This window comes from Luteimonas sp. GW821-FHT14E02 (genome assembly GCF_058803905.1).
Genome location: NZ_JBXAPK010000005.1, coordinates 279,138 through 294,467, shown reverse-complemented (window position 1 = coordinate 294,467; position 15,330 = coordinate 279,138). Strand labels below are relative to the sequence as shown.

Genomic DNA, 15,330 nt, shown 5'->3' with positions numbered 1-15,330 from the left:
TCGGTGCTCCTGTGTGTCAGTGTTTGGTGGGAGCGGCGAGCGGCTGCCCGAATTGCAGCAGATAGCCGTTGTTGTCGTAGATGGCGAATTCGCGCATGCCGTAGTGGAAATCCTCGAGCGGATAGCAGACGCGCGCGGCATCCTTCAGGCGTCGCCACCAGGTGTCGACCGCACCGGTGCGCAGGTACAGCGACCCGGTGAACGCGGGCGCGATGTCACCCTCATGCGCGTTCGGCGCGGCGAGCATGATCTCGATGCCGTCGCGACTGAGCGCGGCCCAGCCGTCCTCGATTCCACCGGCATCGAGCGCGAAGCCGAGCGTGTCGGTGTAGAACGCGATCGATCCCGGCATGTCCCATGTGCGCAGTGTCGGGGTCAGGCCATGCAGTGCGGAAGGGGCGCCCATCACTGCGGCAGCGCCAGATCGTCCAGCATCGCCTTCAGGAAGCGCGCCGCCTCGCCGCCGGTGCAGGCGCGATGGTCGAAGGTGAGGGAGAGCGGAATGACCTTGTGCGATTCGAAGCCGCCGATCACCGGCGTGATCTGGTGGCGGCTGCGGCCGGCGGCGACGATCGCCACCGTCGGCGGCACGATCACCGGCGTGGCGTAGCGGCCGGCGAACATGCCGAAATTGGAAAGCGAGATGGTGTAGCCGCTCAGTTCGCTGGCCGGAATGCTGCGGTCCTCGACCTGGGCGCGCAATCGGTTGACGCCCTCGCGCACGCCGCGCGCGTCGAGCACGTCGGCATTGCGCAGTGCCGGCACGAACAGGCCGTCGTCGGTGTCCACGGCGATGCCGATGTCCACTTGCGGATGCAGCGTGCGGGTGAGCTTGTCGCCGTCGAACCAGGCGTTGAGCGCGGGCACGGTGCGCGCGGCCGCGCAGATCGCGCGTATCAGGCGGACGGTGACGTCGTTGCCGGGCGTCCAGGCATGGATGTCGGCGTCGTCACTGAGCGTGGTCGGCACGACCTTGCTGTGCGCGTCCGCCATCACGCGTGCCATGTTGCGGCGCACGCCCTTGAGCTGCTCGGGCTGGCCGCTGGCCGAAACGCCCGGCGGCTGCGTGCGCATGGGCTTGCCGGAGGCGGACAGGGCGGTGCGGTTGTCGAGGCTGCGAGCAGGTGCCGCCGAAGGCGCTTGTGCATTTCCGTTCGCGGCGGCGCGGGGCGCAGCCGGTGCTTGTGCGCCAGCCTTGGCACTGCCATCGGCGGCGGCGCGCTTCACGTCATCCATCGTCACCACGCCGTCCGGGCCGCTGCCGCGCACGCGCGTCAGATCGACGCCGAGCTTGCGTGCCTGCGCGCGCACCGCCGGCATCGCCTTCACACCGCCCACGGCCACGGCCTGTTCGCTGTGCACCGCGTCCGAGGACTGCATCGCGCCGACCACGGTGCCGCTGTCCTCGCGCTGAGCGGGTTCGCTGGCGGGCGTGCCTTTGGGCGCGGGCTGCGCGGCATCGCTGATCGCGCCACCTTCATCCGAGGTCACGACTTTGTCGTCGCCACTCGGCGCATGGCTGCCGGCGCCGTGGTGGTGCCCGGTGTCCTGTCCTTCGGAGCGCTGCGGCAGATTCGGGTCGACCTCGAACACCGCCAGCATCGTGCCGGTGACGATCACATCGCCGGCGCTGCCCGCGAGCTTTAGCACCTTGCCGGACACCGGCGAGGGCACCTCCACCACCGCCTTGGCGGTCTCCATCGAGACCAGCGGTTCATCGAGCCGGACGACTTCGCCGACTTTGACGAACCACTCGACGATGGTGGCATCCGGCAGCCCCTCGCCGAGATCGGGCAGGAGGAAGGTTTTCTGGTCGGCCATGGTGTCCTCTACGGTCGTGCTCATGCGTTTAAGGGTTCAGTCAATGAATTCGATGGCGCGCGCCGGAATCCATCCGCTCGCGCCTTGTGCGTTCTCGGCCCACCACCAGTCGGCCATTTCGTGATGCAGCGTGAGCACCTCGCCGGGATCGGCATCCAGCTCGCGCGTGTCGTAATCCTGTTGCGCCACCGCCTCGCCGATGTCGCGGTCGAACAGCATGCTGGGGATCCAGCCGCCCAGACCGCTGACGAGCGAGGTCCAGACGAACTGCGGCCAATCGGTGTCGCGTTCGCCCAGCGTCACCGTATCGCCGGTGCTGACGCGGATCGCAGGGCGTTCCGGCGCGCGATGCTGGAGAACGACGCGTGCGCGCTTGATTGCCATGCGTTCACACCCATGCATCGTTGGCGGCGGTCAACGCGCCGCCGGCATCGCCCGTGTTCACCACGCCGCGCGGTTCGATGATCAGCGCGTGGCATTCCTCCTGCGCGCGGGTGATGTGCTCGACGCCGCGCGGCACCACGAACAGTTCGCCTTCGCGGATCGTCACTTCGCGATCGCGGAATCCGATCTGCATCTCGCCTTTCACGACGATGAACACCTCGTCGGTGTCCTCGTGCTGATGCCAGACGAAATCACCTTGCAGTTTCACCAGCTTGAACTGGTAGTCGTTCATCTCGGCGACGACGCGGGGCGACCAGTGTTCGGAGAACTTGGCGAGCTTCTGGGCGAGATTGACGATGTCCGATGCCATGGTTGTGTGCTTCTGTTTGTTATGCCGCGAGCGCGCGCTTGGCCGCCGCGACGATCTTGTCGACGCTCGGCAGGTATTTCATTTCCAGGCGGAACAGCGGGATGTGGGTGTCGTAACCGGTGACGCGCTCGACCGGCGCCAGCAGGTCGTACATCGATTCCTCGGCCAGCCGCGCGGCGATCTCGGCGCCGAAGCCGGCGGTGCGCGGCGCTTCGTGCACGATCACGCAGCGGCCGGTCTTGGACACCGATTCGGCGATGGTGGCGAAGTCCAGCGGCTTGAGTGTGGCGACGTCGATGACTTCGGCGCTGATGCCTTCACCGGCGAGCTTGTCGGCGGCTTCCAGCGTTTCCTTGACCTGCGCGCCCCAGGTGACGAGGGTGATGTCGCTGCCGTCGCGCAGCACGTAGCAGACATCGAGCGGCAAGGCTTCGCCGTCGTCGGCTACCACTTCCTTGTATTGGCGGTAGATGCGTTTGGGTTCCATGAAGATCACCGGATCCGGATCGCGGATCGCGGCGAGCAGCAGGCCGTAGGCGCGCGCGGGCGAGGATGGCAACACCACGCGCAAACCCGGCACGTTGGTGAAGATGGCTTCGTTGGCTTCGCTGTGATGTTCCGGCGCGCGGATGCCGCCGCCCCACGGCACGCGCAACACCATCGGGCAGTGCAGACGGCCGCGGGTGCGATAGCGGAATCGCGCGGCGTGACAGACGATGTGATCGACCATCGGATACATGAAGCCGTCGAACTGCGCTTCCGCGACCGGCTTCATGCCCATCGCCGCCATGCCGACGGTGAGGCCGGCGATGGTGGTTTCATCCAGCGGCGTGTCGAGCACGCGCTCGGGTCCGAACTTCTGCTGCAGGCCGGCGGTGGCGCGGAACACGCCGCCGTTCACACCGACGTCCTCGCCGAGCACGATGACGCTGTCGTCGTTGCGCATCTCGTAGGCCAGTGCCTGCGTGATCGCTTCGATCAGCGTGATCGCAACCGGCGTCGCCGACTGCGCGGCGGCCTTGTTGTTGGCTTCGGTCATGACGTTCATGCGCGCTTCTCCAGTGCAATGGCGGCGGCACGCTGTTCGAGCAGATCCGGGGGCGGATCGGCGTAGAGATAGTCGAACATCGCCTCCACCGGTTGCACCGGCGTTTCCAGGTAGGCGTTGAGCTCGATATCGATCGCCTTGGCGCATTCTTCCGTCCAGGCTTTTTCGGCGGCCTCGTCCCACAGCTTCTTCGCGGTGAGATACGTGCGCAGGCGCGTGACCGGATCGCGCGTCCAGGCTTCCTTCACTTCGGCGTCGTTGCGATAGCGGCGGGCGTCGTCGGCGGTGGTGTGGTCGTGCAAACGGTAGGTGAGGAATTCGATCACGCTGCCGCCACCGCCACTGCGCGCCAGCTCGGTCGCGCGGCGCATGCCTTCGAGCACGGCGATCAGATCGTTGCCGTCGACCTGGAACGAATTCAGGCCACCGGCGATACCCTTCTGCGCCAGCGTCTTGGCGCCGGTCTGCGCCGAGCGCGGCACCGAGATCGCCCAGCCGTTGTTGATCACGCACAACACCAGCGGCAGCGTGTAGGCGCCGGCGGAATTGAGCGCGGCGTAGAAGTCGGTCTTCGATGAGCCGCCGTCGCCGCAGCAGGCCACGGCCACGCGCGCTTCCTTGCGCAGCTTGAACGACAGCGCCGCGCCGGCGGCGTGCAGGCATTGCGTGGAGATCGGCACCGACCAGGCGAAATCGTGACGCGGCCCGGCGAAATCGTTGCCGCGCTCGTCACCGCCCCAGTACAGCAAGACTTCACGCGGCTTCACTCCGCGCATGAACTGCGCGCCGTATTCGCGGTAGCTCGGTGCGAACACGTCTTCCGGCTTCATCGAAGCGCCGATGCCGACGTGCGTGGCTTCGTGTCCGAGGCAGGACGCGTAGGTGCCGAGCTTGCCGGTGCGCTGCAGGGCGATCGATTTGCTGTCGAACGTGCGCACGTACAGCATCTGCTTGAACAGCGGCAGCAGCGTCTTGGCATCGGCGAACGCGGCCGGCGGTTCGGCGACGAGCTTGCCGTCGGGGCCGAGGTATTGGAGGTATTCGATTTCGAATTGGGCGGCGATTGTCATCGCATCGGCATCCTGGACATTCTGAACATTCTGGAATGGGAGATGGCTCGGGGCGCCAGGGCATCGGGGGATGCGAGATGGCGTTCCGGACGGCTGGGGCCGACGTGTGATGGACGTCGGACCTGGCTGAGCGTCGGGGGAATCGTGAGGATTCGCGGCGCCGGGTCCGAAAGATGATAACCGCAGGTGTGTTAACGCCCATTGCGCAATGCGGCACGAGCCGTCGCGTGGCACGGAGTGTCGTTGCCGATGGGACTTGACAAAAAAGGGCGCGGCGATGGCGCCGCGCCCTTTGTCACATTTCGCCGCTTTGCGCGGCGCCGGGAACCTCAGTTCACAACGTCAGTTCACGGTGCTGGAGAACGTCGCCGAATTGTTCGAAGCATCCGAGTCGGTGGTCGTCGTCGCGGCCGTGCCCTGCACGGTCACCACGCCGCCGGCGGGCGTCGGCTTGACGTTCGTCTTCAGCGTGAAGCCGACGCTGGCGGCCGGCGCCAACGCGTTGGCGCTGCTGCAGGAGAAGCTGACCGCGCGCGCACCGTTCTTGATCTTGGTGCACGTCCAGCCGGCGGGTGCGACGAGCGTCGAGGTGGTCACCAGCGTGTTGCCGGAGATGGAGAGCGTCGGTTGCGCCGCCGCCAGTTGTCCACCGTTGCTCAGCGTCAGCGTGTACTGCGCACTGAACGTGGAGCTGGGCAGGGTGGCGGGACCACCGATGCTCAGCGCGAGGTCGGCGGTCGGCGGCAGTTCGACGGTCAGCACGGTGCTGGCGTTGTCGTTGGCTGCATTCGTGTCCGGCGTCTGCGAGGTGATCGACGTCGCCAGCGTGAGCGTGCCGCCCGCAAGCGCAGCGTCGGCCAGGACTTGCAACGTGAACGTCTGCGTGTCGCCGGCGGCGAAGCTGTCCTTGCTGCACGACACCACCGTACCCGTCGGACTGGTCTCGGGCGCACCGCAGACCCAGCCGGCCGGAGCGGCCACGACCGGCGAGACGCCGTGATCGAAGGCGAAGGCGATACCGGCGAACGCGGCCGCGTTGGGACCGGCATTGCTGGCGTCGACACTGAAGGTCGCGGTCTGGCCGGGCTGCACGCTGCCCGGTGCCACGTTCGCCGCCACGCCGAGATCGGCGAACTGCTGTGCCTTCAGGCGCAGCAGCACGACGGCGGGGTCGTGGTCGGACAGGCGCGTCGGCGTGTTGGCGTCGTTGCGCGCGGTCTCCGGGAAGTCGGCGTTGATGCGGGCATGGTCGATCTCGACCGTTTCGAGCTGATCGGAATTCATCAGCGCCGCGTTGGCGATGACGTGGTCGAGCGACTGCACATTGCCGTCATACGCATACGAGTAGCTCTGATCCGGCGTGTGCAGGAAGGTGAGGTCGTCGTAGTCGGGATTGACCAGGTCGGCGCCGTCGCCGGCGATGACGGTTTCATCGTCCGGGCTGGGATGGCCGGTGACGACGCCCATCGGATCGACATAGCCGTCGTTGAACTCGAAGGCGTTGAAGTCGCCGAGCACCAGCGCGTGTTCGTCCGGCTTCGCGGTCTGGCGCGTCTGCAGCAGGCTGGCGAGGAATTCGGCCTGCTTCTGGCGCTTGGCGCGGATGCGCAGGCCTTCGGCGTCGTCGGTTTCCATGCCGTTGAGCGAACGCTGATGCACCACGATGACGGTGAGCGGGAGGCTGCGGCCGTCGGTGAAGTGCGCCTGTGCTTCCAGCACCAGCGGCGGGCGGTCGTTGAGCAGGCTCGTGCTGCCGTCCGGCGAGGTCCAGGTGGTGGCCTTGCCTTCCTGCGTCACGCTCACGACTTCGACGCGGCTGGCGGCGCCGACGCTCGCGTTCTTCACCAGGAAGCCGACATCGATGCCGCCCACGTCATTGCCTTCCATCAGATAGGCGACGTAGTCCGGATTCGGCTGGCTGGCGGCGACGGCGTCGTTGTTGATGCGCGTGGCCACAGTCTGCAGCACGGTCAGGTTCTCGACTTCCTGCACGCCGACGATGTCGGGCGTGTTGAGGTAGTTGCGGATCGCCAGCGAGGCCTTGTTGAGACGGTTCTCGTAGGCGGTCGGCGTGAGCACCGGTTCACCGATGGCCGGATCGTTGACCGTGTCGAAGAAGCGCTGCATGTTGAAGCCGGCGACGGTGACGTCGTCGGCGGTCGGCAGCAGCGCCGCCTTCGGCTGGTCGGCGCCGTTGCATTGCACCTGCAGCGCCTGCTCCGGATACAGCGTGTAGCGGCGGAAGCTGTAGTCGAGCGGGCCGGTGGCGTTGCTCACCAGGCAGCCGGACGCGGCATTGACGAGGCCCTGGCCGAGCGCGTTGCTGCTCACCGCGATCACCTGCGGGTTGGTGTTCCAGCGCGGCACGTTGGCGCCGCTGCCGGCGGGCAGCGGGTCGGGCTGCTGCACGCCGGGCTTGCGGTAGGCGCGCGGCTGGCCGGTGACTACGGCATGGAACACGCCGTTGCTGCTGCCGGTGGCGTTGGCTTCGCTGACGTTGCCCAGGGTCGGCGCGTTCACCGTCAGGCTGGCCGCGGTGACGCGCATGCCCTCCAGGCGTTCGAGCTGGTTGTAGGCGCCGTCGGCATCCGGGAAGGTCGCGGTGAGCGCGGCCGGCGTCGGCAGCGCATTGCCGCTGGAGAGCTGGGTGACGACCGGCGAGCTGCCGATTTCGGTCAGCGGCGGCTGGGTCGGATCGGCGCTCGGCACGTATTCGACCACCGTGCCGCGCACCTGCACGCGGTTGCCGACCGTGGCGGCGGCCGGCGGCGTGGCATTGGTGAAGACGAACACGCCTTCGGAGGTGAGTGGGTCGGCGTCGGCCTCGGCGTCCGGCATCTGGATGAAGAAGCCGTTGTTACGGCGCGCGGTGACGATGCCGCCGGTGGTGACCACCTGGCCAGCCAGCGGCGAGCTGTCGCCGTTGCCCTGGATGTCGTGGATCGGCAGCAGCACGATGTCGTCGTTGACGAGGGTGCCGACCGCCTGCACGTCGCCAGCGAGCGCGCCGGTCACGTTGCCGACGTTGACGAAGAAGGTCTCGTCGGCCTCGTTGTCGGTGTCGCCCTGCACGTTGACGCTGAAGCTGTACGTGCTGGAACCGGCCGGGATGGTCTGCGCGGTCAGCGACTGGCTGGTGTAGTCCGAACCGGCGCTGGCCGTGCCGTCGGCGGTGGCGATGTCGAAGCTGACGCCGCCCGCACCCGCAGGCTCGCTGAGCGAGACGATGAAGGTGAAGGTCGAGCTGCCGCTGTTGCCTTCGGCCTGGACGACGTCGGCGATGTTCAGCACGGGCTGGCCGCCGCCACCGCAGACGTTCACCGTCGAGGCGCTGTTGCGCGGCGTCGGCGTGCCGGTGGCGAAGTCGGCACCGTTGTTGTTGCTGTCGGTGCAGCCGCCGACGGCGCGCAGCACGGCGAGGGTGTTGCTCGGGGCCGGTGTCGGCGTGGAGCCTTCCGAGCAGTTGGCGGTGCTGCCGAAGCCGACGAAGTCGATGTTGCCGGCCGGGCAGGTGCCGCTCAGCGCCGTGGTGCTGTTGACCAGCGCCACCTTGCCGGCGGTGCCGCTCATCGGGATGGTGCCGGTGGCGTCCGGCGTCGGCAGTGTCGTGGTGCCGCCGCTACCGTCGGCTTCCTTGACCAGGTAGTAGCCGCCCGGCGCGATGCTGCCGGAGAGCGTGGTCACCTGCCAGCTGCTGCCCGTGGCCGAGGCGTACTGCACGGACCAGCCGGCCAGGTCGACCGCGCTGGTACCGTTGTTGTGCAGCTCGATGAAATCGCTTTTCAGCGTGGCGCCGGAATTGCCGCCGCCGCCGTAGACCTGGCTGATCACTACCTGTTGCGCCTGCGCCATCCCTGTCAAGCCGAATGCCGCGCAGCAGGACAACAGTCCCCTCAACGCCCATCGGCGCATGATCTTGCTCATCGAATATCCCCGGAATGTGGACGGACCCGCGGCTTCCCCTCACCGCATTGGCGCGGGATTGTGCCGCAACCGGATGGCAGGCGCATGACGCGCCGAATACGCCAAGATCGGTTAATCTGAAAGGTTATGAGCATCGATAAAAACCAGCGGCCGCTCGAGGCGGGAATCCATACCGACCTGTCCGGGCGCCTGACGTATCAGGGTTACCTGCGTCTGGATCGCCTGCTGACCGCGCAGCAGCCGCTGTCGGACCCGCCGCATCACGACGAGATGCTCTTCATCATCCAGCACCAGGTGTCGGAGCTGTGGCTGAAGCTGCTGATCCATGAGCTGTCGACGGCGATCGAATGCCTGCGCAAGGACATGGTGTGGCAGTTCGGCAAGGTGGCCTCGCGCTGCAAGCAGGTGCTGCGGCAACTCACCGAGCAATGGTCGGTGCTGGAGACGCTGACGCCTTCCGAATACATGGAATTCCGCGACGTGCTCGGGCCTTCCTCGGGATTCCAGTCGCTGCAGTACCGCACCGTCGAATTCCTGATGGGCAACAAGAACGCGGGCATGCTGCGCGTGTTCAAGCACGATGAAGAGGCCGAGGCGGGATTGCGCACCGTGCTGGAGGCGCCAGGACTGTACGACGAATTCCTGCGCTACCTCGCGCGCTGGGGCCATGCCGTGCCGCAGCGCCATCTCGATCGCGACTGGAGCCAGCCGCACGTCGCCGATGCCGAATTGCTGCCGGTGTTCGAACGCATCTACGAGGACACCAATCGTTACTGGCGCGAATACGCGTTGTGCGAGGACATGGTGGATCTGGAGACGCAGTTCCAGCTCTGGCGCTTCCGCCACATGCGCACGGTGATGCGCATCATCGGCTTCAAGCGCGGCACCGGCGGTTCCAGCGGCGTGGGTTTCCTCAAGCAGGCGCTGGAGCTGACCTTCTTCCCGGAACTGTTCGACGTGCGCACGACCATCGGCCCAGGGGCTGAATACGGAAAACCGGCGGACAAGTAGTCCGCAAGGTTTGCGGGAGTGCTATACCGGACCCGGGAAAGGGGGCTCGCGCCTAGAATGCTGCAAAGCAGCATGAATTTCAGGGCAATCCTGGTTTGACGTGGCCTTCACGGTCGGACATCCTCCCGCGCGCCCCGTGCCGGGCGTCGCATTCCATCCACCGACAGGGGAGACCGCATGAGCGGAGCCGCCACCACCCAAGTACCGGAAACGCCGATTCCGGAATTCAAACAGGTCATGGGCCATCCGCGTCCGCTGTGGATGCTGTTCATGACCGAATTCTGGGAACGCTTCGCGTTCTACGGCATTCGATGGGCGCTGGTGCTCTACATCGTGGCGCAGTTCTACAGCGGCGACCCGTCCGGCGAGGCGCCGGCCAACCGCACTTACGGTGCGTATCTGGCATTGATCTATGCCGCGGCGATCTTCGGCGGCTACGTCGCCGATCGCATCATCGGCTACCAGCGCTCGATCCTGCTGGGCGCGGCCGTGATGTCGGCCGGGTTGTTCATGATCTCGATTCCCAATCCGCTGATCTTCGAGATCGGATTGGCCACGATCATTTCCGGCAACGGCCTGTTCAAGCCGAACATCTCCACCATGGTGGGCAAGCTGTATGGCGTCAGCGACTCGCGTCGTGACGCCGGTTTCACCATCTTTTACATGGGCATCAATCTTGGCGCCTTCACCGCACCGCTGCTCACGCAGGCGCTGGCGCAGAAGGTGTTCGGCAGCGAAGGCATGCCGGCCTACAAGATCGTCTTCATCGTGTCCGGCATCGGCATGCTGATCAGCCTGGTCTGGTTCTGGTTCGGTCGCCGTCAGTTGCAGCACATCGGCCGTCCGCCGGCGGAGCACCAGAGCAAGCGCAAGGTGCTGTACGTGCTGATCGGCACGCTGCTGTCGATTCCGATTTCCTATTCGCTGCTGGCGATCGGTGCCACCGCGCTGGCCTGGGTGCTCGGCGCCCTGTTCGTGGGGTTGTGCGCGCTGCTGTTGATCGAAGGCATCCGCGAAGGCGCCGTGCAGCGAGACCGCGCCATCGCCATGCTGATCATCTTCGTATTCAACGTGCTGTTCTGGATGTTCTTCGAACAGGCCGGCAGTTCGTTCACCTTCCTCGCCGACAAGATCGTCAATCGCGACATCTTCAGCGGCTGGTCGGCGGATCTGGTCTATACGCTAAGCGGCGAGCGGGTGTTTCCGAACTCGTGGTTCCAGTCGGTCAATTCGCTGGCGATCATCACCCTGGCGCCGGTGCTGGCGGTGCTGTGGGTTTGGATGGGGCGGCGCAATCTCGAACCTTCGATCGCGCGCAAGTTCAGTTTCGGCCTGATCTTCAACGGCCTGGCTTTCCTGTTGCTGATGTTCGCCCTGTCGACGCTGGTCAACAGCGACACCGGCAAGATCCCGTTCTGGACCTTGTTCATGGTTTACGTGATCCAGTCGGTCGGCGAGCTGTGCCTGTCACCGATCGGCCTGTCGATGGTGACCAAGCTGGCGCCGCTGCGCCTGGTCGGTTTCGCGATGGGCGGCTGGTTCCTGTCGACCGCGATCGGCAACAACTTCTCCGGCATCTTCGCCGCGATCGTCAGCGGCGAGACCGGCATGACGGTGCAGTCGGCGCATTCCGGCTACACCTTCGGCTTCTGGGCGCTGGTCGGTTCGGGCGTCCTGCTGTTCCTGGTCGCGCCGTTGATCAGCAAGCTGATGCATGGCGTGAAATGACCGGGGCGGCGCAGCCGCCCGCCGCTTTCATTCTTCCGGCTTGTCGTGGCTTTCGAGTCGCGGCAAGCCTTTCTGCAACAGCTTGTCGATCACCGAATCCAGTGCCTTGTGCTCCTCGTCGCTGAGGCATTCGAACAGACGGCGCTCGCAGTCCAGCGCCATCGGCACGACTTCGTCGTAAACGCCGTAGCCCGCCTCCGACAGCGTCAGCACCGAACGGCGGCGGTCGTCGCCATGAATCTCACGCTGGATCAGGCCGCGTTCGAGCAGCTTGGCCACCGCCCGGCTCACCGCCACCTTGTCCATCGCCGTGCGTTCGGCCACCTGGTTGGCTGACAGGTCGGGATAGCGCCCGAGCACCGCCATCACCCGCCATTCGGTGATCGCCAGGCCGAAGCGGGCGGCATAGAGATTGGCAATCGTCTGGCTGACCCGGTTCGAGAGGATGCTCAGGCGATAGGGCAGGAACCGCTCCAGTTCGAGGATCTGATGCGGCTCTTGGCCGGGACGTTCCCGGGCGACGTGCGCGAAGGGCGTGGAATCGGGGGATGGGGGCATGCTGCGCTGCACCTTGCAATTGGTTTCAATTGAAACTATAAATGAGGGCAGGCCGCTTGCGCGGCGACTGCCGCGCGGCCTGCACGAATGCCCGGCGTGCTTCGCCGGGCCATGCGTCACATCCGCACATCTTCGATTCTATAGCCGAGATCACCCGCCATGAGCGCGCAACAGACACCCCAGGCCACGCAGCCCGGCATGCAGGTCACCACATTCGACAACCCGATGGGGATCGACGGCTTCGAGTTCGTCGAGTTTGCCGCGCCCGCCGGCCAGGGCGCGCTGCTGCACGAGTATTTCCGCAAGCTCGGCTTCACCCAGGTGGCGCGGCACAAGACCCGCCCGATCAGTACTTACCGGCAGGGCGACTGTACCTTCCTCATCAACGAGGATCCGGATTCCTTCGCCGCCGACTTCGCCGCCAAGCACGGCCCGAGCGCCTGCGGCTTCGCCATCCGCGTCAACAAGCTGGCCGAATGGGCGCGCGTGCAGGCGCTGAAGAACGGCGCCGAGCAGATCGGCGAACGCGAACTGACCAAGGCGGTGGCCGCGCCGGTGATCAAGGGCATTGGCGACTGCATGCTCTACATCGTCGATCGCTACGACGAGCAGGGCACGATCCACGATCCGGACTACGAATATCTCCCGGGTGTGGACAAGATGCCGAAGGGCTTCGGTCTGACCTTCATCGACCACCTCACCCACAACCTGTATCCGGGCAACATGGCGAAGTGGGCGGATTACTACGAGCGCCTGTTCAACTTCCGCGAGATCCGCTACTTCGACATCAAGGGCGCCAAGACCGGCCTGGTGTCGAAGGCGATGACCGCGCCCGACGGCATGGTGCGTATCCCGCTGAACGAATCGTCCGATCCGAAGTCGCAGATCAACGAATACCTCGACGCCTACCACGGCGAGGGCATTCAGCACATCGCCTGCTTCACCGACGACATCTATTCGACGGTGGAAGCGATGCGCGCGGCCGGCGTCGAATTCCTGGATACGCCGGACACCTACTTCGAGGTGATCGAGCAGCGCATCCCGAACCACAACGAGGACGTGGCGCGCCTGGCCAGGAACAAGATCCTGATCGACGCCGACCCGGAAACCAAGCAGCGCAAGCTGCTGCAGATCTTCACCCAGAACGCGATCGGCCCGATCTTCTTCGAGATCATCCAGCGCAAGGGCAACGAAGGCTTCGGCGAAGGCAACTTCCAGGCGCTGTTCGAGAGCATCGAGCGCGACCAGATGAAGCGTGGCGTGCTCTGAGGCGCGCCGTCCGCTCCCTGTTCAGGGCCGCTGCAACGATCTGTTGAAATCGGAGCCCGGCCACGACCGGCGCGATCTGAATTAAGGTGGCGCCGGTGCTATTTCATCCCGATGCGATTCCGAAGGAATGGCATCCAGGAGTCAGAACCATGCAATCGAACGGCTATCAATCCGGCTTCGGCAACGAGTTCGCCACTGAGGCCGTGCCCGGTGCGCTGCCGCAGGGACAGAACTCGCCACAGAAGGTGGCGCACGGCCTGTATGCGGAGCATCTGTCCGGCACCGCGTTCACTGCGCCGCGTGGGCAGAATCGCCGCAGCTGGCTGTATCGCATCCGGCCCGCGGTGATGCATGGCCGATTCGCCGCCTACAAGTCTGCGACGGGCGGTACGTTCCACGAAGATTTCGAAGACGGCCCGGTGCCTCCCGATCAGCTGCGCTGGAATCCGCTCCCGCTGCCGGAGGCGCAGGGCGTGGATTTCGTGGACGGCCTCTACACCATGGCCGGCAACGGTTCGGCCGCCGCGCAGCACGGCATCGGCATCCACCTGTACGCGGCGAACGCTTCGATGCGCGGCCGCTTCTTCTACGACGCCGATGGCGAACTGCTGATCGTCCCGCAACAGGGCAGGCTGCATATCGCCACCGAGTTCGGCGTGCTGGACATCGAGCCGCAGGAGATCGCGGTGATTCCGCGCGGCATCCGCTTCCGTGTCGAACTGCCGGACGGCGCTTCGCGTGGCTACGTGTGCGAGAACTTCGGCGCGCTGCTGCGCCTGCCCGATCTCGGGCCGATCGGCAGTAATGGCCTCGCCAATCCGCGCGATTTCCTCACGCCGAATGCGGCCTACGAGGACGAGGAAGGCGAGTTTGAATTGATCGCCAAATTCCAGGGCCATCTCTGGCGCGCGCCGATCAATCATTCACCGCTGGACGTGGTCGCCTGGCACGGCAACTACGCGCCGTACAAGTACGATCTGCGCCGTTTCAATACGATCGGCTCGATCAGCTACGACCATCCCGATCCCAGCATCTTCACCGTGCTGACCTCGCCGAGCGACACGCACGGCACCGCCAACATCGATTTCGTGATCTTCCCGCCGCGCTGGCTGGTGATGCAGCATACGTTCCGGCCGCCGTGGTTTCATCGCAACATCGCCAGCGAGTTCATGGGCCTGGTGCATGGCGCCTACGACGCGAAGGCGGAAGGTTTCGTGCCCGGTGGCGCATCGCTGCACAACAGCATGAGCGGGCACGGACCGGATGCGGAGACTTTCGACAAGGCATCCAACGCCGATTTGTCGAAGCCGAACGTGATCACCGACACCATGGCTTTCATGTTCGAGACGCGCGCGGTGATTCGCCCGACGAGGCAAGCACTGGAAGCAGGACATCGGCAGCGCGACTACCAGGATTGCTGGACCGGGCTGCGCAAGCATTTCTCGCCGCCGGCCTGATCGCTGGTCGAATCCGTCGACTCAGACGCGCGCGGATTCGCTCGCGGGCGTGGTGACATTGAAGGCGTCGAGCTCGATCTTGTACTGCTCCGGCAGGATTTCGCTGAGCCGTTCCGCGACGCGGCGGCTATAGCTCGGACTGGCCACCATGCGGATGTGGCGCAGCGCGTGGAACAGGTGCAGCGCCAGTTCCTCGTGATCGCGACAGGCGCGAAGCGCGGCGGCGATCGTGGCCGCGTCCTCGCCGCGTTGCAATTGCAGCATGTCGAACATGTACACCTTGGCCGCGGCCAGAGAGCGGCGTGACGCGGGTGCTGGTGTCGCCGTCGATGTGGCGGTGTGGGGTTGCGCGGCGGAGGTGGCCGGCGCGGTGGCCGCATCGCCGTCGACCAGATAACCATCGCGCAGCAGTCGCGGCATGACGGCATGTGCCAAGGCGCCGAGCAATACCGCGAGCGTGTCCGCATCGCGCACGCCGTCGCTGAGAATCAGGACACGGCGCTCCAGCGCATTGAGATCGCTGGGACGGTCGCGCAGGGCGCTGCGCGCTTTCTCGGTCTTGCTGGGGCGCATCGCGGCGGACTCGGTGAGGGCGCAAATCTAGGCGCCGCGCATGAAGCCGGCATGACAGCAGGATCATGACCACATGATGGTGCTGTCATGTCCGATGACTGCGATGCGTGATCCGGG

The 15,330-nt window shown here is 65.7% G+C and carries 13 protein-coding genes; 4 read left to right on the top strand and 9 right to left on the bottom strand.

Features of this window, described 5'->3' with window-relative positions; all coding sequences use genetic code 11:
* Positions 1-16: 16 nt before the first annotated feature.
* The 7 genes from AC1RNP_RS10755 to AC1RNP_RS10725 form a co-directional block, all read right to left on the bottom strand.
* The gene (locus AC1RNP_RS10755; protein ID WP_493051240.1) at positions 17-406 is read right to left on the bottom strand and encodes a VOC family protein; all 390 of its coding nucleotides are present in this window, start codon (positions 404-406) and stop codon (positions 17-19) included.
* Complete coding sequence (locus AC1RNP_RS10750; protein ID WP_493051302.1) at positions 406-1,821, bottom strand: dihydrolipoamide acetyltransferase family protein; 1,416 nt, start codon at positions 1,819-1,821, stop codon at positions 406-408. The genes AC1RNP_RS10755 and AC1RNP_RS10750 overlap by 1 nt, the downstream gene beginning before the upstream one ends.
* 36 nt (positions 1,822-1,857) lie before the next feature.
* On the bottom strand, positions 1,858-2,205 hold the full coding sequence (locus AC1RNP_RS10745; RefSeq protein WP_493051239.1) for an SH3 domain-containing protein: 348 nt from the start codon (positions 2,203-2,205) through the stop codon (positions 1,858-1,860).
* A gap of 4 nt (positions 2,206-2,209) precedes the next feature.
* The gene (locus AC1RNP_RS10740) at positions 2,210-2,575 is read right to left on the bottom strand and encodes a cupin domain-containing protein (protein WP_493051238.1); all 366 of its coding nucleotides are present in this window, start codon (positions 2,573-2,575) and stop codon (positions 2,210-2,212) included.
* Positions 2,576-2,594: 19 nt separating this feature from the next.
* Positions 2,595-3,623 (bottom strand): alpha-ketoacid dehydrogenase subunit beta, encoded by a 1,029-nt coding sequence (locus tag AC1RNP_RS10735; protein ID WP_493051237.1) that lies wholly within the window; start codon positions 3,621-3,623, stop codon positions 2,595-2,597.
* Complete coding sequence (gene pdhA, locus AC1RNP_RS10730) at positions 3,620-4,693, bottom strand: pyruvate dehydrogenase (acetyl-transferring) E1 component subunit alpha (protein WP_493051236.1); 1,074 nt, start codon at positions 4,691-4,693, stop codon at positions 3,620-3,622. Before pdhA ends, AC1RNP_RS10735 begins: the two co-directional genes overlap by 4 nt.
* A gap of 342 nt (positions 4,694-5,035) precedes the next feature.
* A complete protein-coding gene (locus AC1RNP_RS10725) occupies positions 5,036-8,617 on the bottom strand; it encodes a lamin tail domain-containing protein (protein ID WP_493051235.1) in 3,582 nt (1,193 codons plus the stop codon).
* Positions 8,618-8,743: 126 nt separating this feature from the next.
* Here AC1RNP_RS10725 and AC1RNP_RS10720 point away from each other — a divergent pair, with 126 nt between their 5' ends.
* Positions 8,744-9,628, top strand: coding sequence for a tryptophan 2,3-dioxygenase (locus AC1RNP_RS10720; RefSeq protein WP_493051234.1), 885 nt, complete (start codon positions 8,744-8,746; stop codon positions 9,626-9,628).
* A gap of 177 nt (positions 9,629-9,805) precedes the next feature.
* On the top strand, positions 9,806-11,356 hold the full coding sequence (locus AC1RNP_RS10715) for a peptide MFS transporter (RefSeq protein ID WP_493051233.1): 1,551 nt from the start codon (positions 9,806-9,808) through the stop codon (positions 11,354-11,356).
* Between the two features lie 27 nt (positions 11,357-11,383).
* On the opposite strand, the gene AC1RNP_RS10710 is transcribed toward AC1RNP_RS10715, so the two are convergent.
* Positions 11,384-11,914, bottom strand: a complete 531-nt coding sequence (locus AC1RNP_RS10710) for a MarR family winged helix-turn-helix transcriptional regulator (RefSeq protein ID WP_493051232.1) — start codon at positions 11,912-11,914, stop codon at positions 11,384-11,386.
* Between the two features lie 159 nt (positions 11,915-12,073).
* Here AC1RNP_RS10710 and hppD point away from each other — a divergent pair, with 159 nt between their 5' ends.
* Positions 12,074-13,183, top strand: a complete 1,110-nt coding sequence (gene hppD / locus AC1RNP_RS10705) for a 4-hydroxyphenylpyruvate dioxygenase (RefSeq protein WP_493051231.1) — start codon at positions 12,074-12,076, stop codon at positions 13,181-13,183.
* A gap of 149 nt (positions 13,184-13,332) precedes the next feature.
* Complete coding sequence (gene hmgA / locus AC1RNP_RS10700; RefSeq protein ID WP_493051230.1) at positions 13,333-14,640, top strand: homogentisate 1,2-dioxygenase; 1,308 nt, start codon at positions 13,333-13,335, stop codon at positions 14,638-14,640.
* 21 nt (positions 14,641-14,661) lie between these two features.
* Here the strand turns inward: hmgA and AC1RNP_RS10695 are convergent, their stop codons facing one another.
* Positions 14,662-15,213: a hypothetical protein gene (locus AC1RNP_RS10695; protein WP_493051229.1), complete on the bottom strand. Its 552-nt coding sequence runs from the start codon at positions 15,211-15,213 to the stop codon at positions 14,662-14,664.
* Positions 15,214-15,330: the final 117 nt, after the last annotated feature.

Coding starts and splice junctions, on each gene's coding strand:
- AC1RNP_RS10755 (WP_493051240.1), bottom strand. CDS start 406: ATGGGCGCCCCTTCCGCACTGCATGGCCTGACCCCGACACTGCGCACA.
- AC1RNP_RS10750 (WP_493051302.1), bottom strand. CDS start 1,821: ATGGCCGACCAGAAAACCTTCCTCCTGCCCGATCTCGGCGAGGGGCTG.
- AC1RNP_RS10745 (WP_493051239.1), bottom strand. CDS start 2,205: ATGGCAATCAAGCGCGCACGCGTCGTTCTCCAGCATCGCGCGCCGGAA.
- AC1RNP_RS10740 (WP_493051238.1), bottom strand. CDS start 2,575: ATGGCATCGGACATCGTCAATCTCGCCCAGAAGCTCGCCAAGTTCTCC.
- AC1RNP_RS10735 (WP_493051237.1), bottom strand. CDS start 3,623: ATGAACGTCATGACCGAAGCCAACAACAAGGCCGCCGCGCAGTCGGCG.
- pdhA (WP_493051236.1), bottom strand. CDS start 4,693: ATGACAATCGCCGCCCAATTCGAAATCGAATACCTCCAATACCTCGGC.
- AC1RNP_RS10725 (WP_493051235.1), bottom strand. CDS start 8,617: ATGAGCAAGATCATGCGCCGATGGGCGTTGAGGGGACTGTTGTCCTGC.
- AC1RNP_RS10720 (WP_493051234.1), top strand. CDS start 8,744: ATGAGCATCGATAAAAACCAGCGGCCGCTCGAGGCGGGAATCCATACC.
- AC1RNP_RS10715 (WP_493051233.1), top strand. CDS start 9,806: ATGAGCGGAGCCGCCACCACCCAAGTACCGGAAACGCCGATTCCGGAA.
- AC1RNP_RS10710 (WP_493051232.1), bottom strand. CDS start 11,914: ATGCCCCCATCCCCCGATTCCACGCCCTTCGCGCACGTCGCCCGGGAA.
- hppD (WP_493051231.1), top strand. CDS start 12,074: ATGAGCGCGCAACAGACACCCCAGGCCACGCAGCCCGGCATGCAGGTC.
- hmgA (WP_493051230.1), top strand. CDS start 13,333: ATGCAATCGAACGGCTATCAATCCGGCTTCGGCAACGAGTTCGCCACT.
- AC1RNP_RS10695 (WP_493051229.1), bottom strand. CDS start 15,213: ATGCGCCCCAGCAAGACCGAGAAAGCGCGCAGCGCCCTGCGCGACCGT.